We start from the raw sequence: 22,865 nt of genomic DNA, 5'->3' as shown, positions 1-22,865 counted from the left end.
ACCTTGAAACGGGCTGGCAAGCATGGTGTCGCTCTATGCCCGCGGCGGCAGCGGTGCTTCACTGGGCCTATGAGAGCTATATGGACTGGATCAATCGCCTTCGGGCTGGTCAATGTACCGGTGAAAGCCTACGGCGCGACCGAGGATCACGACATTTCGCTGCACCAGGTCCACTCCGCAGACGGCGGCCGGATCAAATACGAACGCCGCTGCGAGATCTGCGGCAAGAAGATCAAATACAAGGACATCGACAAGGCCTACGATGACGGCGAGCGCACCGTGGTGCTGACGGGCGAAGATATGGACGCATTGCCCGCGGAGAGAAGCCGCGAGATCGAGGTAGTGCAGTTCATCCCGGCTGACCAATTGGACCCGCTGATGCTGGAGAAAAGCTACTATCTCCAGCCCGATTCCAAATCGCCCAAAGCCTATGAGCTCCTGCGGCGGACCTTGGAGGATACCGACAAGTTGGCCGTGGTGCGTTTCGCCTTGCGCCAGAAGACCCGGCTGGGCGTGCTGCGGGTGCGGTCGAAGGCCATGGTGCTCCAGTCGATCATGTGGGCCGATGAATTGCGGGATGCCGGGTTTGCCGAACCGGAGAACACCGCCCGGATCAGCGCGCAGGAGTTGAAGATGTCCGCCACGCTGGTGGAATCCTACAGCGGGGACTTCACGCCCGAGGACTTCAGCGACGACTACCAGATCCAGCTGCAGCAGCTGATCGATGCCAAAATCGAGCAGGGTGAAGACCTTGATACCGAAGCGACTTTCGGAGCGGCCTCCTCGCAGGATGGCGAGGAAGGTGTCCTTGATTTGATGGAAGCGCTCAAGCGTAGCATTGCAGGCAGCGGGAAGTCCGCCGGCAAGGGATCTGCGGGCAAGCCATCCGGGCGTGCTTCCAGGACCAGGACACCCAAGAAAGCCACGGGTTCCTCCAGCAAAGCCGGGAAATCCGGGACGGCGAAAAAGAAGAAAGCCTCCTCCTCGGCAAGCAAGAAGAAGGCTTCCTCGGACTCCGAGAAGTCCGCCTGAGTCGGCTTTAGGGCTGCAGGACCACCTTGATGCAGCCGTCCTGCTTCTTCTGGAAGGTGCTGTACATCTCGGGTCCTTCGGACAGGGGCTTGGTATGCGTCACCAAGTCATCCAGTCCGATCGGATCCTTGGAGTCCTCGGTCAGCGGCAGCAGCTCATCAGTCCACGACCTCACGTTGCACTGTCCTTGGCGGATCTGGATCTGCTTGTCGAACAGCTTGACCATCGGCATCGGGGTCGCCGCACCGGCGTAGACGCCGCTGATCGAGATCGTGCCTCCGCGCCGCACCGCGTCCGTGGCGGCGGTCAGCACGATATTGCGATCCATGGAGGCTGTTTGCATGACCTGCTGGGCGGCAGGATCCGGCAGCAGGCCGGTGGCTTGCTGGAGCAAGGCCGCGGTGGGGGAGCCATGCGCTTCCATCCCCACGGCATCGAGCACCGCGTCCGGGCCGCGGGAGGTCAGATCCCGCAGGGCAGTGGCTGTCTCCTTGGTGAAGTCCAGGGTCTCGACGCCATGGCGGGCGGCCATGGCGCGGCGCTCGGGGACCGGATCGATGCCGAAGACGCGATACCCCAGGTGCCTGCCGATGCGTGCCGCGAGCTGGCCTACCGGGCCCAAGCCGAAGACGGCCAACGATCCTTCCTCGGGGACGTCGGCATACCGTACGCCTTGCCATGCGGTAGGCAGGATGTCGGAGAGGAACAGATAGCGGTGGTCCGGCAGGTCCGAACCCACCTTGATCGCACCATAGTCCCCGTGCGGGACCCGGAGGTATTCAGCCTGCCCGCCGGGAACCTGGCCATACAGTTCCGAGTAGCCGAGGAACGCCGCGCCTTTGCCATGGCTGCGCACCTGGGTGGTTTCGCACTGTGATTGCAGCCCGCGCGTGCACATCCAGCAGTGCCCGCAGGAGATGTTGAACGGGATGACAACCCGGTCTCCGGGTTGCACGGAGGTGACTGCGGAGCCGACCTCTTGGACGATGCCCATGGTTTCATGCCCCAGGACGTCGCCTGCGTGCATGAAAGGACCCAAGAGCTCGTACAAATGCAGGTCGGAACCGCAAATCGCGGTTGAGGTGACCTTGATGACGATGTCGGTCGGTTCCTGGATCCGGGGATCCGGGACCTCGCTGACCTCGACTTTCCGCTTGCCCTGCCAAGTGAGTGCCTTCATTTTCCCTCCAGTCTTCGTTGTTTCCGAGTGCGTCCCAATGCTTGGTGCGCTGATGTCAGTCCGTGTTGAACTGGGCGGTCTCTTCCTGGTCCGGATCCTGCTCCTTGGCTTTTTCCTTCCGGGAGCGCTGCTGCGATGCGGACTGCGTATCCTCCTGCTCGGGCAGCTGTTGATCCTGCGATGGTTCGTTGGCATCTTGCGAAGGCTCTGAGTGGTTCATAACTGTATTCCTTACCTGGAAATGGGGCGGGGAGCATTGCGATCCTGACCATTCCACATGCGTTGCGGGTCTTCAAGAGGTTGCGCATAAGCGTTTGCTGGGAATGCAGAACCCCGGAATTCCGCGGATTTGCAGCATTTTTTGGTCCGTGAACCTGCAAGCAAGCTGGACACAGCTTGGAAGGGCTTTCGTGACTGCCTACGGTGATGCGAAAGGCCGGATTCCAAGTGATAGGGAGGGATTTTGCGTGGAAGATCATAGGGAGGCGCAGCCCAGACCTTCCAGGGTGGTTGGACTTATTGCCGACCCGGGGATCGCCCAAGGCATGGCGAACAAGGTCCACCAGAAGCTGGAGAAGAAGCTCAACAGCGACGCGGAGCGGCAGTTCAACTGGGAAATCATGATCGATCCGCTCAGCCTTCCCCTGAGCGAGTCGGGAAGCGTGATCTTGAACGAGAATGTCCCTCGATTGAGGGAGAAATACACGTGGGACTACATCATCTACCTCACCGACGCGCCCCACTACGAACAGGGGCGGCCGGTGCGATCGGTGCTCAGCCCGGAACAGGGCACGGCGACGTTGAGCCTGCCCAGTCTCGGACTGGTAACAGCGGGGAGCGTTGCCCGGGCGCTTGAGGAGGTTCTGGCCGAGCTTGCCACCGGGAATCTGCCGGAGCCGCCCCCGTCTCCCCTCGGTAAAGCGCTGAGCGTGCGCGGCAGCATGCGCAGCGACGAGGACACCCCTTCGCGCATCGACAGCATCGAAGGTTTTCGCGGCCGGGTGCTGCTGACCATGGGGATGATCCGCATCAACCGGCCGTGGCGCCTGGTGCCGCAATTGTCTTCCGCGATGGCCGGCGCGGCGGCGACCGGTGCCTTCGGCGTCTTCTACACGAGCATTTGGTCGATGGCCGACTACCTGGCCAGTTCGAGGCTTGCGTTCATCACGCTGGCCAGCATCCTCATGCTTTCGTTGTGGTTGCTTTTCCATAACCGGCTGTGGGAAAAACCGCGCGGACACCGGCGCAAGGAGCGCTTGCTCATCTACAACGTAGCCACGGTGCTTACGGTGGCCTCGGCCGCAGCCGCGATGTACCTCCTGCTGTTCCTGGCGCTGCTCGTGGCGTCGCTGGTGGTCATCGACCAGGAGTTCCTCGCCTCCCAGCTGGGCCACGAGGTGTCGATGGCCGAATACCTGAACCTTGCCTGGCTCGCGGCGTCGCTCGGCACGTTGGGCGGCGCCATCGGTTCAAGCTTCGATGACGTGCAATCGGTGCAGCGAGCGACGTTCAGCCAACGCGAATACGAGCGTCGCAATCTCAGTTTGGATGACGCGGACGAGCTGTAGGACGCGCAAATAGTGCGGGTGCCGGCTCATTGGCTGGCACCCGCACCTTGTCTTCAGCCGGTATGGGCTACGGCTGGTTCTTGCCGCCGTTGACGTGCACGGTGGACCCGACCACGTAGGAGGCGTCGTCGCTGGCGAGGAAAACGTACGCCGGGGCGACCTCGACCGGCTGGCCGGCGCGCCCCAGCCAGGTGTCGTGCCCGAACTCGGGCAGCGCCTCGATGGGCTGGCCGTCCGAAGGCTGCAAAGGGGTCCAGATGGGCCCGGGAGCCACTGCGTTGACCCTGATGCCGCGCGATGCGGCCTGTTCGGCCAGCGACTTCGTGAAGTTGCTAATGGCCGCCTTGGTGGCCGCGTAGTCCATGAGGTGCGCCGAGGGATCGAACGCCTGGATGGAGGTCGTGTTGATGATCGCGCCTCCCTCGCCGATCACCTGCAGCGCGGCCCGGCTGAGGGCGAACATCGCAAAGATATTCACGTCGAAGGTGGCCTCGACCTGGTCGTCGCTCAATTCCTCCAGCGAGTCCACGCTGATCTGCTTGCCCGCATTGTTCACCAGGATGTCCAGTCCGCCCAACGCGGAAGCGGCTTCGTGGACCAGCTTGTCGCGGTACTCGCGGTCGCGCAGGTCGCCGGGCAGATGATGCACCTGGACCCCGGCGTCCTCCAGAACCGAGGCAATGGTCACGGCATCGCTTTTCTCTGCCGGCAAATAAGCAAGGGCCACATCGGCGCCTTCTCGGGCGAAGGCGATGGCCACGGCGGCGCCGATCCCGGAATCGCCGCCGGTGATCAGCGCGCGCTTGCCCTCCAGCCGGCCGCGACCCTGATAGCTGCGCTCGCCGTGATCGGCCTGCGGCTTCAGCTTGCTGTCCAGCCCCGGCTCGGGCTGGCGCTGCTCGGGAGGACTGATGCGCTCCTTGTTCACGGGTTCAGTGTGTTCTGGCTGAGATTTCTCGGTCATGAAGATTCCTTCCAGAGTTCCAAGACACCCGGACCGGTCCAGGTCGGGCGTCGCGCGGTACAAGCCCAGTGTTCGACCAGGCGCACCGTCGATAAACCTTTGCAGAGGGTTTAGCGGTGGGAACCAGCATTTTCACGGATTCGACTCAGCAATCGCCGATGCTGGCGGGATATGTGCTAGGGGTCGAAGTCTGGGTTTTCCCGCAAAGCGGGAACCAGTTCCTTTCGGTCCTCGGCCCAGGCGGCTAGCGTGGGCTGAACAGCCGGATGCCATCCGCATCGCATCCGGGGATCGAGGCTCGGAAACGGAGGATTTTCATGGCCGAGAAATCTAGCAGTCGTATCAAGGACGAAGAACTGTACGAAGAGCTCCGTGAAGAAGGCAATTCCAAGCAGAAGTCCGCACGGATCGCCAACGCGGCAGCCAGGGATGGACGCAAGGCTGTTGGAAAGCGTGGCGGCAAGTCGGGCAGCTACGAGGACTGGAGCGTCAGCGAACTGATGGAAAAAGCCCGTGAAGTCGGTATCAACGGGCGCTCCAAGATGCGCAAGAGCGAGCTGATCGAAGCCCTGCGCAATTCGTAGTCTCTCAAGGAGATCAAGATGACCCAGAAACGAAGCCGGGACGAATCGGCACGCACTACTCAACCGGACCAGGAAACAGAGCCCCGGGAGCACACCGAGGACGAGCAGGTAGCCCAGCGGGGCCGGATTTCCCAGACCACCTCGACCTCGGAAAGCCACGACGAGGATGACGAACGATTCGACGCAGGGTAACTAGCAGGTATCAAGGATCAACAAGGAGGTCCCCATGTCCTACGGTCAAGCAGCACCACGCAAGAAACGGCCAGGAATCTGGCTGATGCTCATCGGCGGATTGCTAGCGGTGGGATTCGCCATCTTCGCACTTCTCGCCTCTCCCGACAGTTCACCCGGTCCCTTGTGGATCGTTGTGGGCTGGGGTGTCCTGGTTTTCCTTTACGGACTGTACCGGGCCGTGAAGGGACCCAGCAGCCTGGACCACCGGCGCGGTGGAACGGACGCCAACGGGCGCTAGCAAGGTTTTCCGCGCGAAATGCGCAATGGCCGCCTCCGGCAAGGAGGCGGCCATCTGCTGGGTGCACAGCAAGCGGTTAGGGCTCGGAAATTTCCGAGACCATCTCGCCGGGGCGGTGCGGTGCTCGTCGGCGTGCCGAGCGGTGTCGGCCTGCGACAGCATTCCCACGAGCTTGTGGCCGTCGATCACGGGCAGGCGGCGAACCTGATGCCGCTGCATAATTCGGATTGCCTCTTCGAGGGTATCGTCCGCGCCGATGGTGATCGGCTCGCCTTGGGCATGCTCCGCGACCTTGGCCTTGGACGTTTCCACGCCGCTGGCCACCGCGCCCACGACGAATCGGGCCCTTTCCCCGCTGTCTGTATTGCCGCTGGCGCTCAAGTGTTCCCAGCGACCTCAAAGGCCCGGTGGCCAGCATCCTGACAGGTCCCGATTAATCCTGTACTCACGTTGGCGCCAAGTGATAATCGGTAGAACCGAGGACGTTGCCAACTGGCGACGGCAACCGAAAGGAGCAGCACCATGGGTTTTCTGGACAAGGCCAAGGATGCAATCAGCCACGCCGCCGAGCGCATCAAGGACCCGGACAAGGACGTAGTTGAGAACAACTGGCCGGCAGGTGAAACACCCGAGGACCTGGGGATCGGAGAAGAGGCTGTCACTGATCCAGAGCTGGATCTCGATCCCATCCAGGGCACCGATCCGGAACTGGACAACTCAACCGACGACCAGTACGACAAGGACTAGGCAGCACAACTTAGCCCGCAGGCCATCGAGCGGAAGGAAGTTGAACAATGCAGAACTGCAATACTTGCGGAGCACCGGCGCAACGCCCTATCAGCGTGGACTTCGAAGGCAAGTCGGGAGTCTATGACAGCTTTGAGTGCGCCATTCATGATGTGGCCGAGCGTTGCTCGCACTGCGACTCCGTGATCCTGGGCCATGCCGTATATGCGGGAGAAGCGCCGTACTGCTGCGAACACTGCTCGGGACGCAGCTGAGCCATGGACGCGACAGGATCCCTTCAAAGCCCAGCGCTGCTGCTGATCGACATGCAGGAGGGGTTTTTCGAAACCGAGGACTTGGCGCAGCACCGCGCACGGCTGGCATCCGCGTGCAACAAGCTCGCCGTCGCGGCGCGCAAGGCCGAGGTGCCGGTCATTGCGGTGCGCACCGTGCACAAGAAAGACAAGTCCACCTGGACGTTGAAGATGCTGGAGGACGACCAGGGCTACCTTTTCGAGGGGACCGGCCAAGCGCGGATCCTGCCAGAGCTGGATCTGGCGGGAAGCATCGAGCTGATCAAGCGGCGCGACAGCGCCTTCTGGGCCACGGAGCTGCTGACGCTGCTCTTGCAGCACCGGGTTGCCTCCCTCATCCTGGCTGGGGTCTCCTCGGAAACCTGCATTGCCGCCACCGCGACCGACGCCTTCAGCGCCAATTTGCCGGTGTTCCTTGCCCGAGACGCCCTGGCTTCCGCGGACCCGGACTTCGAGGATGTGACCTTGAAGTTTCTGGAGGAGCACTACCGCCAGCGGATCCTCAGCAGTGAACAACTGATAGCACAGCTCCCTGGCGGTGCCGCCGCCACGAAGAATTAAGGAGAAGGACATGACCTTGAATAATGCCGAATTCGACGATGTGCGACGCGACGAGGACGCGGATGAGCCATTCGACGGCCGCGACAGCCAGCCTGCCGCAGGTTCCTCGGACGCCCCGCAGTCGCTGGACGCCGAGGATCCGTTGCGCGGGCCGGACCGGATCCTGGATGAAAGCGACGCTGACCCCTTGCAGCTGAACCCGGAAACGCTGCTTCCCGAGCCGCTGGATGAAGATCGCGCGGTCGAGCCCGACGACGAAGCCGATGACGCAGCGGATATCGGTCTTGACGACGAGCGCCGGGTGAACCTCCCCGACCAGCGTGAGAGTCCCGACCAGCTCTGAACATTGACCTCAAGCGGCCGCGGGCCTTGCGGATGGCAATCCATCCGCAAGGCCCGCGGCTTTCCTCGACGTTCCGCGAGGCCGCCGCCCGTGGCTGCGACGCGGCCTAGGCGGGGCGCTTCGCAGACCGGGAGGTGATCCAGCGGGTTGCGAAATACAGGACCGCACCCAAGGCGAGCAACGCGAGCCCGCGTAGCCAGATCCCGCCATCCTGCTGGACGAGCAGCACAGCGCAGGAAGCCAGCGCGAGATACGGAATGATGATCGGAGCCCGGAAATGCCGGTGCTCCACGCGGTCCCGCCGCAGCACGATGACGGCAAGATTGGTGCTGGTGAACACGAAGAGCAGCAGCAGCACGACGGTCTTGGCCAAGGTCGCCAGATCACCGGTCAGCGTCAATAGCATGGCGATCGCCGTGGTTCCGATGATCGCCACCCACGGGGTGCGGCGATGCGGCAGGACGCGCCCCAGGACAGGCGGCAGCAGCCCCTGCTCCGCCATCCCGAATGCCAGCCGGCTAGACATGATCATGGTCAGCAAAGCGCCATTGGCCACCGCCACCAGCGCTACCAGGCTGAACAGCCAGCTGGGGATCCCGACCCCGGTGGCCTGCACGACATCCAGCAAGGGGCTGGTAGATCCTGCCAGCTCCTTGGGATCCATGGCGATCGAGGTGAGCACGCCAAGCGCCAAGTAGACCACTCCGGCGGTGAGCAGTGCGGCAAACAGCGCCCGGGGGTAGACCCGCGGCACGTCCACGACTTCCTCCGCGACGTTGGCGGAGACCTCGAATCCGACAAAAGAGTAGTAGGCCAACAGCGAGCCCGCGAAGATCGCGGCAACCGGCGTGGTGTCTTCGGGGAACTGGGCCAGACGTGACGCGTCCCCGTTGCCGCCGCCCAGGAATATGGCCGCCACGACGATCACCAGCAGCAATCCCGACAGCTCGATTGCCGTCATCCCGACATTCGCCCGCACCGATTCCTTGATGCCGCGGGCATTCAGCAGCGCGACCAAACCCAGGAAGGCTATTGCAACAGGAATGGTGGGTGCATCGAAGAACACCGAAAGATAATCCCCGGCAAACGCAATGCTCAAACCCGCCGCACTGGTGACGCCGGCCGCCAGCATGGAGAAGCCGACAAGGAAGGACACCACAGGTTTCTTGTAGGCCCGCTCGGCGAAAATGGCCGCACCGCCTGCCTTGGGATATTTCGTGACCAGCTCCGCATAGGAGGTGGCCGTGAGCAGCGCCAGGATCAAGGCGACGAGCAACGGGGCCCAAATGGCTCCGCCTGCTTCCGCGGCCACCTCACCCACCAGCGCGTACACGCCGGCTCCCAGGATGTCGCCGAGGATGAACAGGTACAGCAGGGGGCCGGTGATGCCCTTCTTCAGCTTGCTTTCGGTATTGACGCTCATGGCTTGGCCTCCGCTTCCTTGGTGAAGAAGGAGACCTTTCCGCTGGACTCCAGGATGGCGAGCCTGATCGAGCTGTATTCCTCGATCCCCGCCTGGCGTGCCAGCATGCTCAGCTCGTCGAGGCCGATGCGTTCCCCGCTCAATGCCCGCCGGTCGATCACGCCGTCACGCACGAGCACGATGGGCCGGCCCAGGGTGAGTTTTCCGATCCTGGGCCAGCGCATATTGGCATAGGACAGGACCACTGCCAGGACGATCATGGTGAGGGCGGCCAATAGGCTCCCGGTCAGCGACCGGTCTTCCATGGTGATGCCCTGCTGCACCAGGTCCCCGAGGACGACGAACAGAATCAACTCGAACGAGCTCAGCTCGCCCAGGGTTGAACGGCCCGCGGCGCGGGTCACCAGCCACAGGACCACGAAGGCGATGGCGGCGCGAATGACAATTTCCATTAGGGAACCCTCCAAGTGGTGAACGGTACGTTGACGGTGGAATCGCCGATTTCGACCTCGAGCTTCCCGTCGGTGCGCAAATCCCACTGGTCAGAGGCCCGGCCGGTGATGCGAACCAGCATTCGCGTGGCCCCGGGCTGGGTAGCAACCTCGAATTCCACCGCACCGGTCGCGTCGGAACTTTGCGATTCCGGGTCCGGGAAGACCGCGAAGTCCTCGAAGAACAACAGGTAGTCCTCGGTAAGGCGCACCTTATAGGTATCGGGCAGCGGTTCGTCGGAACTGACAAGTATTTCCAGCTCGACCTCATTGCCTGCCCGCGCCACCAACGGGTGGCGCACGTGGACTTGCACACCATCCTCGGACCGGTCGGTGCTGGACTCCACATCGAACGCTCCAAGCGCCGCGGCCGCTACGATGGCTGCGACGATGAGGATGCTGATCCGGCTCACGATGCGTCGCGTGCGGTGAGCAGTCTCGTCAATGACATCGTCCAACGTTGAATCAGAGACCTTGGCGTTGTGAATATTAGTCATCAAAACTCCTTGTGCCCATATTTGCCGAGATTAGCCGCGGCCGGTGCCGCTCTCCACGGAAGACCGATGTTCACAGCAGTTATCCAGTACGCCGCAACCGTCCGTTGTTTCTGGCAGTCTGCGCAGGTCCATTGAACTTCGCCCCCTCGGGTGGAAAGGTTGCCGGAGAAAGGAGAAACGCATGCCTGCACAGGACGTAATTGCCCAAGACCAGCTCAACGAATACCTCCAGGGGATGCCGCAGTGGCGGGAGATCCCCGGAGCCATTGCCGCGGTCTTCGAGACCAAGACCTCCGCGGCCGCGATCGAGCTTTTCAGCGATATCGCAAGCGCCGCAGAGATGGACAACCACCACCCCGACGTGGACTGGCGCTACAACCGCGTGTTCGTGACAACCACCTCCCATGACGCCGGCGGCCAGGTCACCACCCGCGACATTGCGCTGGCCAGCAAGATCTCCGAGCGGGCCGCGGCCCTCGGGGCCAAACCCCGCGTCGACCTGATCCGCGCAGTGGAGATTGCCATCGACACCGACAAGCCCCAGGAAATCGCGGAGCAATGGGCCGCCGGGCTTGGGTACAAGTCGTTGGACGACGGCAGCATCGCCGATCCCCACGGTCGCGGCCCGGCGATCTGGTTCCAGAAAACCGACACTCCCAATACGAACCGGCTGCACCTGGACGTGTGGGTTCCGTATTCGGAAAGCGGTCCGGTGCTCACGAAGCTGGAAGAAGTTGGCGCCCACTCCGACGCCGATGCCGCGCCGTCCTTCACCGTCATCACCGACGCCCAGGGCAATCGCTTCTGCATCTGCACCGAGGCCGACCGCTAGCACCGAGCGAACTGCAGTCAAAGGTGGACTTGTCCACCAGAATCGATGGCTGATCCGGTGTCCGTACCTGCGAAGGCATGGGCACCGGATCTGCTGTATCCTGCGCTGCGCCCATACTGTCGGTAGCTGCGGGTTAGGCTGGATTCCAAGTTCAAGAGCTGCGACGCAAAGTACCTGGCTGGTCGCACGGCAACCCTCCTCATCGAGCGGGGTGCCCCAGGGGAAGAACCGACCCGGACAAAAATCCCGGGTAAGTCGGTGGGCCAGTCCGGCACAATAGGTGCCCGGCCGGCTCCCTGAGCAGGAGCGAACAAAGATGCAAAACCAAGAATTCTCGATTGACCATCCAGAAGGCACCCTGCAGGAACGGCTGTGGAACAGCGTGGTCATGGACTACCCATTTTTCGGAGGACGTCCGGTCGAGCAGTCGGCTTACCGGCAGGCAACCCGCAGCGGGGAATTCGCCAGCGGCAAGCTCAGCGAGACGCCGGAACACCTGCAGAACTACATCCTCCGCTGGATCGCCGCAGGCTTCACACCTGAACTGTATTGGGCCGTCAGTTCGGGAATCAGGGAAGCAGCAGCGCACGCACGTCGGCGTTGCAAGAGTCCGGAGGACCTGCTTCGCCTCGAAGATCGGATGAGACGGCTGGGCATCTTGGCGCCTAACCCGAGGGCAGGGCAACTCTACAAGGAACTGCAACGCGATGAGCGGGGTGGGGCGGTTCTGGTTGACCGCTGCTACCCGGCGCATGTTGTGCAGCTGGAACCGGAGGAATGGGCGGAGTTTCCGCAACGGTTGCTCTTCGGCCGGCCATCTGCCGCGCTTCAGCAGTTTATTTACGGTGACCCGCTCCATCAAGGGATCACCAACTGAATCGCCCCACGGCAGGAACGCCTTCAGGCGGCAACGATGCGGTGCGCTGGCGCAGCAGGGGGATATTCCTCCCCGGCAAGGAGGAAGGCGCAGCCTACAACCCCCCTGCTGCCGCCGACCTGTTCAGCTTCCGGATCTTGTTCAAATCCGCTGGGCGCTTCGTAGCTTCCCGCCATCCCGGGGAACCATCCGAAGGATGCGTCTTCGCTGAATTCTTCCGCCTCGTCAAGATCCGGGTCGCTGGTTCCCCCGAGGAAGTTTCGCGTGAGAGTGGCCGCATCGCCCATAAGCTCCGGGGCGGCTTCGAGCAGATGGGCGTCACCCGGAGCCTGGCCCGCGACTGCGGCGTTGAGGATGGATCGGCGAACCAATTCCCTGGTGAACGAGGCAGTCGTTCCATCGACCAGGTGCGCAAGCTGTTGCACGGTGTCGGAGCTGGGCTTCAGCTTGGCTGCATATAGTTCGAGCAGGGCAATACGTCCTTCGAGATCCGGGCGTGGAATCTCCACTGCAAGATCGATGCGCCCGGGGCGCTGCACCAAGGCGCGCTCCAGGGAATCCACGCGGTTCGTGGTCAGCAGGAAGGTGACGTCCGCGTCCGGTTCCAGGCCGTCCATGGTGTCGAGGACTTCGAAAAGCAGCGGCTGGGGGCCGTGGCTGAAGCTGCGGTCTTCGGCGATCAGGTCACAATCTTCCAGCACGACGATCGATGGCTGCAGCGCCCGCGCCATCGCGGCGGCTTGGTAGATGTAGGCCAACGAATCGCCGTTGAGCAGGATAACAGTGTGGTCTTCAGCCGCCGAGGCCAGATACCTGACGGTGTGGGTTTTCCCGGTGCCCGGCGAGCCGTAGAGCAGGACACCGCGTTTGAGATGCGCATCGAGCGCAGTTAGAACATCGCGGTGGGTTCCGACGCCGAGGACTTGTTCCTCAATGCGTTCACGCAGGCCGTCGGGCAGCACGAGCTGTTCGCGCGGGAAGGGTTCGCGCCGGTGGAAGGCGACTCCGGCGTTCGATTCCTGGTACTCGTTGCCCTTGAACTAGATGACCTGGCCCTTGAAGATGCTCGAGGTGCGCAACCCGTTGCGAAATTCCTTGAGGAATGCGTCGGTCACCTGTTCGTCGGGGGACAGGATCTCCAATGCAGCTTCGGGCTTCCCGTACTCCGGATTGGCCTTCCGGATCAAAACTGCCAGCGGGCTGGAGTGGTAATGCAAGAGGTGGATTCCCAGTGTCAGGAACCGACGCTACTGGTCCGGGCCCACAGCAAGTGAAGCGTAGGAAGGCTCACCCACAATACCCATGTGGTTCTCCGGCATCAGCAGATCGGCCAAGTCCGAATGGTATCTTTGCTGCCCGGCGATACCGACGATCTTGGCGGAGGGATCGTTGCCGGCAATGCGGTCAAGAATGATATTGGCATCCGCGAGCCGGTGGGAACCGAATGACTCGGTGATCAGCGGAAGCGAGCTAGGCGAAACTTTCAGATGTTTTTCCAGCACGGGTGCCAGCTGCGCTTCATTGGGCTTCTGGCCGAATTCTTCAGCGAGGTCTGCCAGCTTGTTGAAGGACATCATAAAGGCACGTAATTCTGCATCCATGAGCAGAACCTAGCAGTGAAAGTCTCCTAGTGGGTGCAAAAATTACAGGTACTTAGCCGGCTTGCTCGGAGTGCTTGGCCAGAACTGGAGCCTGCGCCTAGTTGTGATACCCACATAGGTTAATAACAAGCGGCGTAGCTCAATGACAAAGAGAAGGCCTCTGATTGAAGCGGTGTTTGCGACAACATTCACGACAACCCAGAGGGCTTCTCCATGTCCAATCCAAACGCCACCCCGCTTCCAAAGCCGCACCCTGCTCGCCCGCAGCATCTTCGAGACTGGCTGGTCCCTGCGCCGCGCTGCCGGCCGCTTCCAAGTCTCCACCGGTACCGCTAACCGCTGGACCACTCACTACCGCGAGCACGTCACAGCAGGCATATACAAGCGCTTCAGCCCGCACCGCACCTGAACCCACACCGACCGACGGATAATCGCCCTGCGCGTGAACCGCTGCGGGGCCCGGCCCACATCGGCTGCCACCTGGGCATCTACACTTCCACCGTGAACATGGTCCTCTCCCGGTGCGGGTGCTCCCGTTTGTACTTCCGGGACCGGGCCGTCAGCCGAGAACCGGAACAAAACCCGAACGGCCGCCAACCGAAGAAGCGACTGGACTCGTGCCAAGGAGTCGTCCCCGCCCAAATTAGAAATCCAGGCGAGGGGCGGACATTCACTCGAATATCTGGAAGGTGGGTCCGGGTGCGTGTTTCTCGACGGCAGCCGCAACGCGGAAAGCCATGGATTCATCAAACGGATGACCAACCACCTGCACTCCAGTTGGAACACCTTCGGACGATAATCCGCTCGGTACCGCCACCACCGGGCTTCGGTTGGCGACGTTGAAGGGGCTGGTCATATGGCCTTCCCAATAATGTCTCAAGTGTTTGCCATCGATGGTCAACCCATCTAGGTAATCCTCAGCGGCATCCAAGGAAGCTACCGCAGAGGTAGGACATAGCAAGGCATCAAGCCCTTCCATCGCGGAGGCCAATTCAGCCTGCAGTTGCCGGTCCATTTCTAGGGAATCAACAAGGGTATGTCTCGTAGCAGCCGCCGTGGCATCCGCAATGAATTGCTCGGTATAGCGGGCCAATTCGGATTCGAATCCCTCGGTTTCCTTCCGCATTGCAGGGCCAAGAATGTGGCCAAAATGCGCAAAGGTTGTCTCGGTGATCCGAGAGGTATTCCATGGAAGTTCCACTGGAACAACCGTTGCTCCCGCAGCTTCCAACGCTTTGGCTACTTGTATCGTGTTGTCCTGAATTTCATTTGAAACAGGATAATCGCCAAGTGTGAGTGAGAGTCCAATACGCAGTCCCGAAACGTCGCCGTCAAGCAGTGGATTCAGTCCGTTCCGGCCCCATGAACGGTGGTCTGCCAAATGGCGGCCTGACATGACGGCGGCCAACAGCGCTGTGTCGGCAACGGTTCGTCCCATCGGCCCGTCTCCGCGGTACCAGTCCGCGGCCAAGGCGCCCAGACCCGGAATGCGCCCATAGGGTGCCTTGTAGCCAACTGTTCCGGTGAAACCGGCCGGGATACGTGTGGACCCGGCAATGTCCGAGGCCGTTGCCAAGGTGGTAAATCCGGCCGCCAGGGCGGCACCCGATCCGCCCGACGATCCGCCGGGAGACGTTTTGGTGTTCCACGGATTTCTGGTGATCCCCCACATGGGTGAGTGCGTCGTCGTGGCACAGCTGAATTCTGGGCTTGTGGTTCTTGCATGAATGATTCCACCAGCCGCGTTGATGCGTTCGACAACCGGGTGGTCATCATCGGCGATGCGACCTCGATGCGCGGCCAGCCCTTGTTCCAGTTTGAGCCCGGCAATTCCGTGCTTTTCCTTCGTTGCCACGGTGAGTCCGAGTAGTGCCGGCGGGGTTTCACAGTCTCGGGCCAGCTGAACATATTGCTCCGTGGCCAGACGGGCTTTTGTACGAGCGGAATCGAAAAGCGTTTCTGTGAATGCGTTGATGCCGGTTTCCCGGTCCCCGTTGCGTTGTTCGATTCGCTGAATCTGCGTTTCAAGAACTTCTATTGGCGAGATTTCCAGTGCTCGGAACTTTGCCAATGTTTCGGTTGCCGAAAGATAAGCCAGTGAGTATTCTTGCTTGCTCGTCGTATCTACTTGGGTCATTTGCGACCGGCCTCAGCGAGTTCGCGTTCCGCTAACTGGTCTTTTGCCAGTGCACCATTCACCATTTCCCAGGCAACCTCTTCCAGTGCCTTAACTCCGGCAACCATGTCTTCATCAGTGGTGAATTCGCGTTCGCAGTGGCTTACGCCGTCAACCGATGGAATAAACATCATTACGGTAGGAACGACCCTATTCATGGCCACGGAATCATGTCCAGCCATGGTGCGGATCCTGCGCACCGAAAGACCCACATTTGCGGCGGCTTTCTCGGCAAGTTCCAATCCAGCTTCCGGGTAGTACTGAATATCACGGATATCAAAGTCGTTTACATTGATGCGGATATCGTGGGCAGCTGCAATTTCGGCGATGTCCTTCAGTAGCGAGGCTCTGGCCTCTGCAACAATCTGCGGGGATGCTGAGCGCAAGTCGGCGACCAGGTGCACCCTCCTGGCCACGACGATGGGCGAGTTTGGCTCCAACGTAAGCTGCCCAACGGAAGATACCAAGGCCTCAGAGGCAAATTTCTTGGTCACCTCATGGACCAATAGAACCACCTTTGATGCCGCGACCAACGCGTCATGCCGGTCAGCCATGGCCGTGGCACCGGTGTGTGACTGCTCGCCGAGCACCTCGATGTCAAGCTTCTGCGTGTACCAAGAGTAATCAACTGCGCCTAAGGTGATTCCTTCGCGTTCCAGGATGCGACCTTGTTCAATGTGGATCTCTGCGTAGCCAGCTACTTTTGGGCGTTCATCGGTTCCTAAGTAGCCAATGCTTTCGAGCGCCTGAGCGACGGTGGTTCCGGTCAGGTCTTTGACAGCAAGCATCTTCTCTTGATCCATAAGTCCAGCAAAGACCGAAGATCCCATAATGGAGGGTGCGAACCGTCCACCTTCTTCGTTGAACCAGTTCACTACAGCTACGTTGAACATTGGCGTCGTTTTCGAGTCGGAGATTCGCCGGACCACGCGTTCAGCCGCATGCAGCCCTGCCAATACCCCGTAGGCGCCGTCGAAGCGGCCGCCCAGCGGCTGAGAGTCCAGATGCGAACCCAGCAGAATATATGGAGCTCCAGGGACGAACTCAACAAGGGCGAACATATTCCCTATGCCGTCGACTCGAACTTCCCAGCTACGTTCGGCGGCAAATGCCGCGAACCAATCACGGGTGGCCTTGTCAGCTTCTGTTGCTGCCTGACGATCAACGCCGTTGTTCTCGGTAGCACCGATGGTAGCTACGTGGTGGAAGTCGCTAAGGAAGGTGGTATCGCTCATGGTATTAGTCCTTTGAAAAATCGCGTGGTGGAAATTGTCTTAGCGGACCCGGAGGGGGTGTGTTTCAGGAACCTTGGTCAACGTCAGCAGCAGGAAGACAATGACCGCTGCTGCCGCCATATAGTAGCCTGGTGCTGCACTCACACCCGTTTGAGATACCAGGAATGTTCCAACAAAAGGTGCCGAGCCGCCAAAGATTGCATAGCCAACGTTGTAGCTGATTGCCGCGGAGGTGAAACGGGTCTTGGTGGTGAAGATTTCCACAAAGAACGTGTAGCAACCACCGCCATAGATGCACATGGGAATCACGAAGAGCAGCTGTCCCATGATAGCCAGGGTGAGGGATCCCGAGGTTACCAACATGAAGCATGGGATGGAGAGCAGTGCCAGTGCAGCTGCGCCGGCAATCAGCATTGGCTTTCGTCCGACTCGATCTCCAATTAGGCCGCCAACTGGAAGCAGCAGCGCATACAGCAGCATGGCTGTTGCGTTGGCCATCAAGGAGTGTTCACGGCTGAGATTCCCAGTTACCTGAACGTATGAAACGAAGTATCCGGAAAGGAAATAGAAGCCCATGGCGGTCAAGCCCATGACAAAGATGACTTGTAGCATGCGTACTTTGTTCTCGGCGAAGGCCTCGCGGATGGGACTGAATTCCTTGCTGCTCTCCTTGGCCAGTACCTTCTTAAAAGCATCGGACTCTTCGGTTTTTGCGCGAATCCACAGGCCAAAGAAAGCCATAGGAAGTGCCAACAGGAACGGAACACGCCAGCCCCAGGACATGAATGCTTCAGAAGACATGCTGCTTGAAAGAACCAGAATCAGGGTGCCACCGAACACGGAGGGCAAAGCAGTTGCGGCCAATGTAATCGTTAGCCAGAATCCTCGGCGATCGACCGGTGCATGCTCAAAAACAAACGCCGGTGCGCCTACGGATTCACCGCCGGCTGAGAAGCCCTGAACCATTCGGCAGAGCACCAGCAGGGCCGGGGCAGCAGCTCCAATGGTTGCGTATGTCGGGAGCAAGCCGATCAACGCCGTGGCCGCACCAATGGAAATAAGCGTGATGAACAAAACTTTGCGTCGTCCGATCTTGTCGCCCAACGCACCGAAGAACATTCCACCCAGTGGGCGGACAAGGAAAGCAACGCCGAACGTTGCAAATGTTGCCAGCAGGCCCGCCAGCGCGCTAGTTCCGGGGAAGAATAGCTGGGATAGAACTACCGCTGACAGACCGTAGAGGGTGAAATCGTAAAACTCGATGAACTGTCCAATGCCGCCACCCGCCAAAACGCGTTTTTGCATTCCGCTAGCGCGTTTGGTGCTTTGAAAGGACCCGCTCGGCAGTTCTTGGGATTCAGTCTCGGTTATCATCGACACTCCTGTTCGTGCCTTTCGTCGGTCCACGGGAAGCAACGAAAGGCTCTTGATACCTGCTCTTGAATCCATTTTCGTGACTGCAGTCACATGCGTCTAACGGATTAATTCGTTTGCCCTATCGAACAAATCGATAGGTAAGCTCTCGGAGCGAAGCCCTTATTTGGTTCCCGCGGAATACATTTCAATGCAGACTTCCTCGAAAGCCAAGGATTTTCGTGTCGCCTTGGCGCCGGCAGGGCGAACAAGCGAGACTTCGATTGGTGCCAGATCTTCAAGAATGTCCAATCCAACAACCGACCCGCCGGCGTAAGTCGAGTCATTCTCCAACCGTTGATTCAATATGGAATATCCATGCCCGCGCGCTACAAATGAACGCACTGTCGCATATCCGGTGACTACGTGGCGAATATGAGGCGTTACACCAATCTTGTTGTACATTTCCAAGTAGTATTCGCGGGTGTGCTTTGCATCCAGCAAGATCAGCGGCTCTTCAGCAAAGTCACGAAGACTCACAGATTCTCGTGGAGTTGCCGCCCGCGGATGATCTGCGGGTACCAATATGTGCGGAGGGATCAGTTCCAGGGCGCGACGAGTAAATTCCTTACCCACGCCTTGGTTGTACATCAAAGCTAATTCGCACATTCCATCCAAAAGCGCTTGGCGCAAGGATTCTTGGTCGCCTTCATGGAAAGTTACTTTTACCTGAGGATATCTGGATTCGAACTCTTGCAAGATCACTGGTGCCTTGAAAGGAGCCATAGGTGTATATATGCCGATAATCAAATTTCCCGTAAGTGAATCCCCTTCATCCTGAACTGCTTGATAGAGCATGTCCGCTTCCTCAAGGAAAGCCTGGGAACCAAGTAGCAAGCGCTTGCCTGCTGGTGTCAGCCGTAGCCCCGTGCTCGAACGCCGGGTAAATAAAGCTGCACCAAATTCTTCCTCGAGCCGGCCAATCGCTGATGACAACGTGGACTGGGTAACATTGAGCTCCGCAGCCGCGGCCGTCATGTTCTCCAAGCGCGCTACCATCCCGAAATAGCGTAGCTGCACCAACGTAAAAGACTTGTTCATATCTAGCAGTATGGCCGCCATCACATTGGTTCACGTCGCTAAGCTGCCAGAAGCACGGAAATATTACTTCTGGCATCATCTTCCAATTCTGAATGGTTCCAGCCAATCAGCTCTACAGCTTACGCGGCTCGCCCACGGCTCGATTCAAATCAGAACTTCCGACCGACCTTACTATCACTTATTCGCTAAGTGATAGTAAGGAAATTCCTTACTATCACTTAGCATCATGCGTTCGCGGCCGCTGGCTACTTCTTCAGCGAGACCTGGTCGATGGACCAGAATGCCGAATTGGTGCCGGTGTAGCGGAAGGAGACCTGTGCTTTCTTCGCTTTCTTCGGAACATCGATGGCGATGCTCTCCACGCCGTTGTAGTTCTTGTCGTAGGACTTCACCAATACCGGCTCGCCGCCGTCGAAGCTGACGAAGACTTCGCCGGACTGCGGGCCGTCGATCCTGTAGTTCGAAGCGAAGCTCAGGGTGGCGCTCTGGCCGCCCTTGACCTTGTACTCCGGACTGATCAGAGTGGAGTCGAACTGGCCGGGATCGTGCGCCTTGTCATCCCACTCGTCCGAGTCGGCAACGGCGAAGACGTTGCGGTTGTGGACGCTGGTTTCGCGACCCTGGTTCAGATCCGTGTTGGTCCAGAACTCGTCGGTGGTGAAGGACCAACCGCGCCACTCGCGCACGCCGCCCTTGGGCATGGCCGAGTTGTCGATGGTCCAACCGCTCGGTGCGGTGGTGGTCCAGCCCTTGGTCTGGGCGCTGAGCTTGGACTCGTCCTTGGCCTTCTTCAGGTGCGGGCGCAGGGTATCGAAGTCGTCGGCGGCGATGGAGTTGATGTTCTTGCCGTCGAGGTTCCACTCGTCCTCGACGCGCACGCCCTGGTGCTTCAGCACGGTAGGGGCGATGTCGGTGATCTTGACGTCGTGGCGCTCGGTGCCGGCCTTGAACTGCTTGCCGTTGGCAATCACGAAGGTCGCGCGCTCGCGGATGCTGCTGCCTCCGTGGCCGCCGCCCGGGGTGTGGCCATGGTCGGAGGTGACCATGACGACCCAGTCTTCCTTGTGGTAGGTCTTGCGCTGCTCGATGGCTTGTAGCATCTGGCCGATCTGCTGGTCGGCGGTCTTGTGGCCGCGGGTGTAGGCGATCGAGTCGCTGCCGTTGCTGTGCCCGGCGCCGTCGATCTCGTCCAGATGCACGAAAGTGCTGTCCGGGTTGCCGTTCAACAGATAGTCCAGGGCCTTGGCGGTGGTGCCTGCATCATTGCCGCCGCGCAGCTTGAGATCCGCTCCCTTGGCGAAGACCTTGTCTGGAATCGGGGACCAGGTGCCGGCCACGAGTGTCGAGCTCTGGGCGCGGGCATTCTCGATGCGGGTCAGGTAATCCGGGTACTGGTCGTAGTTCGGGTTGGAGAAGGAATTGTCCGGCACCTTGTGCTTGTCGGGCCAGACACCGGTGGCGATGCTGGACCAGCCTGCACCCGAGACGGTTGGGGCCATCGGGTTCGCGTACAGGTTCGATTCCGAAACCATGCCTTCGCTGATCAGCTTGGCCATGTTCGGGGTGTTCTTCTTGTTGATCTGCGCCATGGCGGCGCCGTCCAGGCCGATGACGAGAGTCTTCTTCTTGTTGACACCCGACGGCAGACCTTCGTAGACCGGGGTCGACTTCTTTGCCGCCGCCGGGGCAGGCTCCGGTGCAGGCGAAGGCGAGGCAGTGGCCGCGGTGGGAATGACAACTGCCAGGGCAAGTACCGAAGCGGTGATTGCAGCACGGACGCGCGAGGATGACTTCACTGTGATGTTCTCCAGATTTTATGAAAATGGGGGATTTGACCGGCGGCATCCCGGCGAGCCAAAACCATAGTGAAGCCACTTCAAGCTCGGTGACACCGTGAAATGGGGCTTGTTCAAACAAGTTCCGTTTAAGTTAAGACCTTGTCCATCCAAGGCGCTTTGAATCTACCTGCCGTTTCCCGATTGTCCTTGTGAGCGGCGGTTAACCTTATATGAACAGGCTGCCTACCAGCAGCCTTGGAGCAGTGCTTGGAGGTAGGGGGTGCAGATGGCCAGCCATGCGGCGCCGAGCAGCGCGAAGCAGAGCGTCAGTGCGAGCGCGGGCCGGAAATTCGTCTTCCCAGCGTGCGCGCCGACTAGCTGCTGGATGCGTCCGGATCCTGCAGCGTTAAGCACTGCCACGCCTTGCCGTTCAGCTGGCATGGAGGGAGCGGAACCGCCACCCATTTTCAGCAGTGCCGAAGCCAAGGTGGCGGTGTCGACCTCACGCTGGGCGGCGTTGTCAGCGGCGATCTCCTGCAGTTCCGCAATGCTTTGAAGCGTGGCTGAAACCAGTGGGATGCGACGTACCAGCAGCGGCAATGCCTCGAGGATCTGGCTGGTGAGATGGTGCCGCTGGGACAGGTGCGCTTTTTCATGGGCAAGCACCCCGGCAAGTTCGTTCTCGTTGAGCTGATGCAACGTCTGCGTGGAGAGGACTATTCCACCCCTGCGTGCAGGAAAGGTGAAGGCCAGCGGGCGGGAATCCGGGACGACGAGCACCGTGGCTCCGGCAATGGTTCGGGACTCTCCCTGGGCGTGTAGATCCCGAGATAACTGTTCGGTGCTGCGCTCGGTGCGGACCAAGCGCACCAAACCGATGGCGATCAAGCCAGCCAAGGCCAGCAGCGAGAAAGAAATGGTCAGCAACGCCGGCGGGGCCCAAGGCAGCTGGGCGGACGCGAACGGGTTGGTTGCCTGCAGGCAGCTAACGCAGATCTGCGAAGCTCGGTCCGAGAGGATCTGCGGGCCGGTGCCTGCCCAGACCAGCAGCGGCGCCAGTGACAGGGCGGCGGCGATCCAGAGGAATATTCCGGTTCCCAGCAGCCCGACGGCCATCCGGGGTCGGCGCCTGAACGACGGTCCGGCGGCGTGAACGAGCTTCGGTCCCCATGCGCCAAGCGCAATCAGACCGGCGGCCAGGACCAGGGCGGTGACCAGCGCCGTCATGCGTCGGTCCCCGGCTGGGGCGAGTCGAGGAATCCCCGGAGCAGCTCGATTTCCTCGGCGGACATCGACTGAACGAAAAAGCGCATGGAGGCTGCACGATCCCCGCCGGTCTCCAGCGCATGGGACATCACGCTCGCCGCATGCTCTTCACGGCCTACAACGGCCCGGTAGCTCACGGATTTGCCCTGGCCACGCAGCGGCGCGACCAGTTCCTTGCGTTCTAGGTTTCCCAGCACGGTGGCGATCGTGGTGTACGCCAGGTCGCGTTCAAGGTGATTGATGATCTGCCGAATGGTGCACGAGCCTGCCTGCCACAGGACGTCGAGAACCTGGGATTCAAGTGGTCCCAGCCGCTGGGGCTCGCTAGTCATTGCGCTCCAATCCGAGAGAATTTCACGTTGTCCTGAGGGTTGACGATAGCACCCATTGATCGGTGCGACTGGCCGCCGTTTCTTTACTATGACACATAGTCGACTATGCTTCATAGTAAATTATGGCCGACGCAGGCTCCGCGGGACCTGGACATCAAG

The 22,865-nt window shown here is 60.5% G+C and carries 26 protein-coding genes and 1 riboswitch; of the genes, 9 read left to right on the top strand and 17 right to left on the bottom strand.

The genetic code is table 11. The features are described from left to right. Positions 1–69: 69 nt before the first annotated feature. Positions 70–1,032, top strand: a complete 963-nt coding sequence (locus DFO58_RS12970) for a Ku protein (protein ID WP_053798961.1) — start codon at positions 70–72, stop codon at positions 1,030–1,032. Positions 1,033–1,039: 7 nt separating this feature from the next. On the opposite strand, the gene DFO58_RS12965 is transcribed toward DFO58_RS12970, so the two are convergent. Continuing rightward, positions 1,040–2,212 carry a zinc-dependent alcohol dehydrogenase gene (locus tag DFO58_RS12965; protein ID WP_053798960.1) on the bottom strand — a complete coding sequence of 391 codons (1,173 nt, stop codon included), beginning with the start codon at positions 2,210–2,212 and terminating at the stop codon, positions 1,040–1,042. Positions 2,213–2,267: 55 nt separating this feature from the next. Continuing rightward, positions 2,268–2,432, bottom strand: a complete 165-nt coding sequence (locus DFO58_RS18550; RefSeq protein ID WP_161448888.1) for a hypothetical protein — start codon at positions 2,430–2,432, stop codon at positions 2,268–2,270. Positions 2,433–2,757: 325 nt separating this feature from the next. Here DFO58_RS18550 and DFO58_RS12960 point away from each other — a divergent pair, with 325 nt between their 5' ends. After that, positions 2,758–3,780 carry a hypothetical protein gene (locus tag DFO58_RS12960; protein ID WP_286163593.1) on the top strand — a complete coding sequence of 341 codons (1,023 nt, stop codon included), beginning with the start codon at positions 2,758–2,760 and terminating at the stop codon, positions 3,778–3,780. A gap of 67 nt (positions 3,781–3,847) precedes the next feature. Here DFO58_RS12960 and DFO58_RS12955 read toward each other — a convergent pair whose 3' ends face one another. Continuing rightward, a complete protein-coding gene (locus DFO58_RS12955; RefSeq protein ID WP_047120291.1) occupies positions 3,848–4,744 on the bottom strand; it encodes an SDR family oxidoreductase in 897 nt (298 codons plus the stop codon). A 317-nt stretch (positions 4,745–5,061) separates the two neighbouring features. Between DFO58_RS12955 and DFO58_RS12950 the strand changes: the two genes are divergently transcribed. Both DFO58_RS12950 and DFO58_RS18545 read left to right on the top strand, forming a co-directional pair. Then, the gene (locus tag DFO58_RS12950) at positions 5,062–5,328 is read left to right on the top strand and encodes a Rho termination factor N-terminal domain-containing protein (RefSeq protein ID WP_047120290.1); all 267 of its coding nucleotides are present in this window, start codon (positions 5,062–5,064) and stop codon (positions 5,326–5,328) included. Between the two features lie 18 nt (positions 5,329–5,346). Then, positions 5,347–5,520: a hypothetical protein gene (locus DFO58_RS18545; protein ID WP_157359272.1), complete on the top strand. Its 174-nt coding sequence runs from the start codon at positions 5,347–5,349 to the stop codon at positions 5,518–5,520. 151 nt (positions 5,521–5,671) lie between these two features. Here the strand turns inward: DFO58_RS18545 and DFO58_RS12945 are convergent, their stop codons facing one another. After that, positions 5,672–6,181 carry a CBS domain-containing protein gene (locus tag DFO58_RS12945; RefSeq protein WP_120991271.1) on the bottom strand — a complete coding sequence of 170 codons (510 nt, stop codon included), beginning with the start codon at positions 6,179–6,181 and terminating at the stop codon, positions 5,672–5,674. 141 nt (positions 6,182–6,322) lie between these two features. Here DFO58_RS12945 and DFO58_RS12940 point away from each other — a divergent pair, with 141 nt between their 5' ends. The 3 genes from DFO58_RS12940 (at position 6,323) to DFO58_RS12925 (ending at position 7,744) form a co-directional block, all read left to right on the top strand. Further along, positions 6,323–6,547: a hypothetical protein gene (locus DFO58_RS12940; protein WP_047120287.1), complete on the top strand. Its 225-nt coding sequence runs from the start codon at positions 6,323–6,325 to the stop codon at positions 6,545–6,547. A gap of 257 nt (positions 6,548–6,804) precedes the next feature. Beyond that, positions 6,805–7,401: a cysteine hydrolase gene (locus tag DFO58_RS12930; protein ID WP_053798957.1), complete on the top strand. Its 597-nt coding sequence runs from the start codon at positions 6,805–6,807 to the stop codon at positions 7,399–7,401. A gap of 10 nt (positions 7,402–7,411) precedes the next feature. After that, positions 7,412–7,744 carry a hypothetical protein gene (locus tag DFO58_RS12925; protein ID WP_053798956.1) on the top strand — a complete coding sequence of 111 codons (333 nt, stop codon included), beginning with the start codon at positions 7,412–7,414 and terminating at the stop codon, positions 7,742–7,744. Positions 7,745–7,850: 106 nt separating this feature from the next. Here DFO58_RS12925 and DFO58_RS12920 read toward each other — a convergent pair whose 3' ends face one another. From DFO58_RS12920 to DFO58_RS12910, 3 genes are read right to left on the bottom strand one after another with little or no spacing between them, the layout of a single operon-like run. Next, positions 7,851–9,167 (bottom strand): APC family permease, encoded by a 1,317-nt coding sequence (locus DFO58_RS12920; protein ID WP_053798955.1) that lies wholly within the window; start codon positions 9,165–9,167, stop codon positions 7,851–7,853. Then, positions 9,164–9,619, bottom strand: coding sequence for a YetF domain-containing protein (locus tag DFO58_RS12915; RefSeq protein WP_047120283.1), 456 nt, complete (start codon positions 9,617–9,619; stop codon positions 9,164–9,166). The genes DFO58_RS12920 and DFO58_RS12915 overlap by 4 nt, the downstream gene beginning before the upstream one ends. Continuing rightward, positions 9,619–10,155: a hypothetical protein gene (locus tag DFO58_RS12910; protein ID WP_120991267.1), complete on the bottom strand. Its 537-nt coding sequence runs from the start codon at positions 10,153–10,155 to the stop codon at positions 9,619–9,621. The genes DFO58_RS12915 and DFO58_RS12910 overlap by 1 nt, the downstream gene beginning before the upstream one ends. Positions 10,156–10,336: 181 nt before the next feature. Here DFO58_RS12910 and DFO58_RS12905 point away from each other — a divergent pair, with 181 nt between their 5' ends. Together DFO58_RS12905 and DFO58_RS12900 are read left to right on the top strand one after the other, a co-directional pair. After that, positions 10,337–10,987: a 4a-hydroxytetrahydrobiopterin dehydratase gene (locus DFO58_RS12905; protein WP_053798953.1), complete on the top strand. Its 651-nt coding sequence runs from the start codon at positions 10,337–10,339 to the stop codon at positions 10,985–10,987. A gap of 149 nt (positions 10,988–11,136) precedes the next feature. Further along, a riboswitch (SAM riboswitch) is annotated at positions 11,137–11,250 on the top strand. Positions 11,251–11,303: 53 nt separating this feature from the next. Further along, positions 11,304–11,864: a hypothetical protein gene (locus tag DFO58_RS12900; RefSeq protein WP_053798952.1), complete on the top strand. Its 561-nt coding sequence runs from the start codon at positions 11,304–11,306 to the stop codon at positions 11,862–11,864. Between the two features lie 23 nt (positions 11,865–11,887). Here DFO58_RS12900 and DFO58_RS12895 read toward each other — a convergent pair whose 3' ends face one another. The 10 genes from DFO58_RS12895 to DFO58_RS12855 all read right to left on the bottom strand — a co-directional run bounded on the left by DFO58_RS12895 (position 11,888) and on the right by DFO58_RS12855 (position 22,706). Beyond that, on the bottom strand, positions 11,888–12,826 hold the full coding sequence (locus DFO58_RS12895) for an ATP-binding protein (RefSeq protein WP_286163592.1): 939 nt from the start codon (positions 12,824–12,826) through the stop codon (positions 11,888–11,890). 78 nt (positions 12,827–12,904) lie between these two features. Then, the gene (locus DFO58_RS18540) at positions 12,905–13,081 is read right to left on the bottom strand and encodes a hypothetical protein (protein ID WP_183043197.1); all 177 of its coding nucleotides are present in this window, start codon (positions 13,079–13,081) and stop codon (positions 12,905–12,907) included. 30 nt (positions 13,082–13,111) lie between these two features. After that, positions 13,112–13,465 carry a hypothetical protein gene (locus DFO58_RS12890; RefSeq protein ID WP_147407283.1) on the bottom strand — a complete coding sequence of 118 codons (354 nt, stop codon included), beginning with the start codon at positions 13,463–13,465 and terminating at the stop codon, positions 13,112–13,114. A gap of 670 nt (positions 13,466–14,135) precedes the next feature. Next, a complete protein-coding gene (locus DFO58_RS12885; protein ID WP_120991265.1) occupies positions 14,136–15,602 on the bottom strand; it encodes an amidase in 1,467 nt (488 codons plus the stop codon). Continuing rightward, the gene (locus DFO58_RS12880; protein ID WP_053798948.1) at positions 15,599–16,876 is read right to left on the bottom strand and encodes a M20 family metallo-hydrolase; all 1,278 of its coding nucleotides are present in this window, start codon (positions 16,874–16,876) and stop codon (positions 15,599–15,601) included. The genes DFO58_RS12885 and DFO58_RS12880 overlap by 4 nt, the downstream gene beginning before the upstream one ends. Before the next feature lie 39 nt (positions 16,877–16,915). After that, positions 16,916–18,250: an MFS transporter gene (locus DFO58_RS12875; protein ID WP_053798947.1), complete on the bottom strand. Its 1,335-nt coding sequence runs from the start codon at positions 18,248–18,250 to the stop codon at positions 16,916–16,918. Positions 18,251–18,412: 162 nt separating this feature from the next. After that, entirely contained in the window at positions 18,413–19,330 is a 918-nt protein-coding gene (locus tag DFO58_RS12870) for a LysR family transcriptional regulator (protein ID WP_120991406.1), read from the bottom strand. A 245-nt stretch (positions 19,331–19,575) separates the two neighbouring features. After that, positions 19,576–21,126 (bottom strand): alkaline phosphatase family protein, encoded by a 1,551-nt coding sequence (locus DFO58_RS12865; RefSeq protein ID WP_286163591.1) that lies wholly within the window; start codon positions 21,124–21,126, stop codon positions 19,576–19,578. Between the two features lie 225 nt (positions 21,127–21,351). Beyond that, entirely contained in the window at positions 21,352–22,335 is a 984-nt protein-coding gene (locus tag DFO58_RS12860; RefSeq protein ID WP_120991261.1) for a M56 family metallopeptidase, read from the bottom strand. After that, complete coding sequence (locus tag DFO58_RS12855) at positions 22,332–22,706, bottom strand: BlaI/MecI/CopY family transcriptional regulator (RefSeq protein ID WP_053798944.1); 375 nt, start codon at positions 22,704–22,706, stop codon at positions 22,332–22,334. Before DFO58_RS12855 ends, DFO58_RS12860 begins: the two co-directional genes overlap by 4 nt. Positions 22,707–22,865: the final 159 nt, after the last annotated feature.

It is taken from the genome of Arthrobacter sp. AG1021 (assembly GCF_003633665.1).
Classification (GTDB): Bacteria; Actinomycetota; Actinomycetes; order Actinomycetales; family Micrococcaceae; genus Glutamicibacter; species Glutamicibacter soli.
Note: the sequence above shows the minus strand (reverse complement) of the source record. Positions and strands in the feature narration are given on the sequence as shown.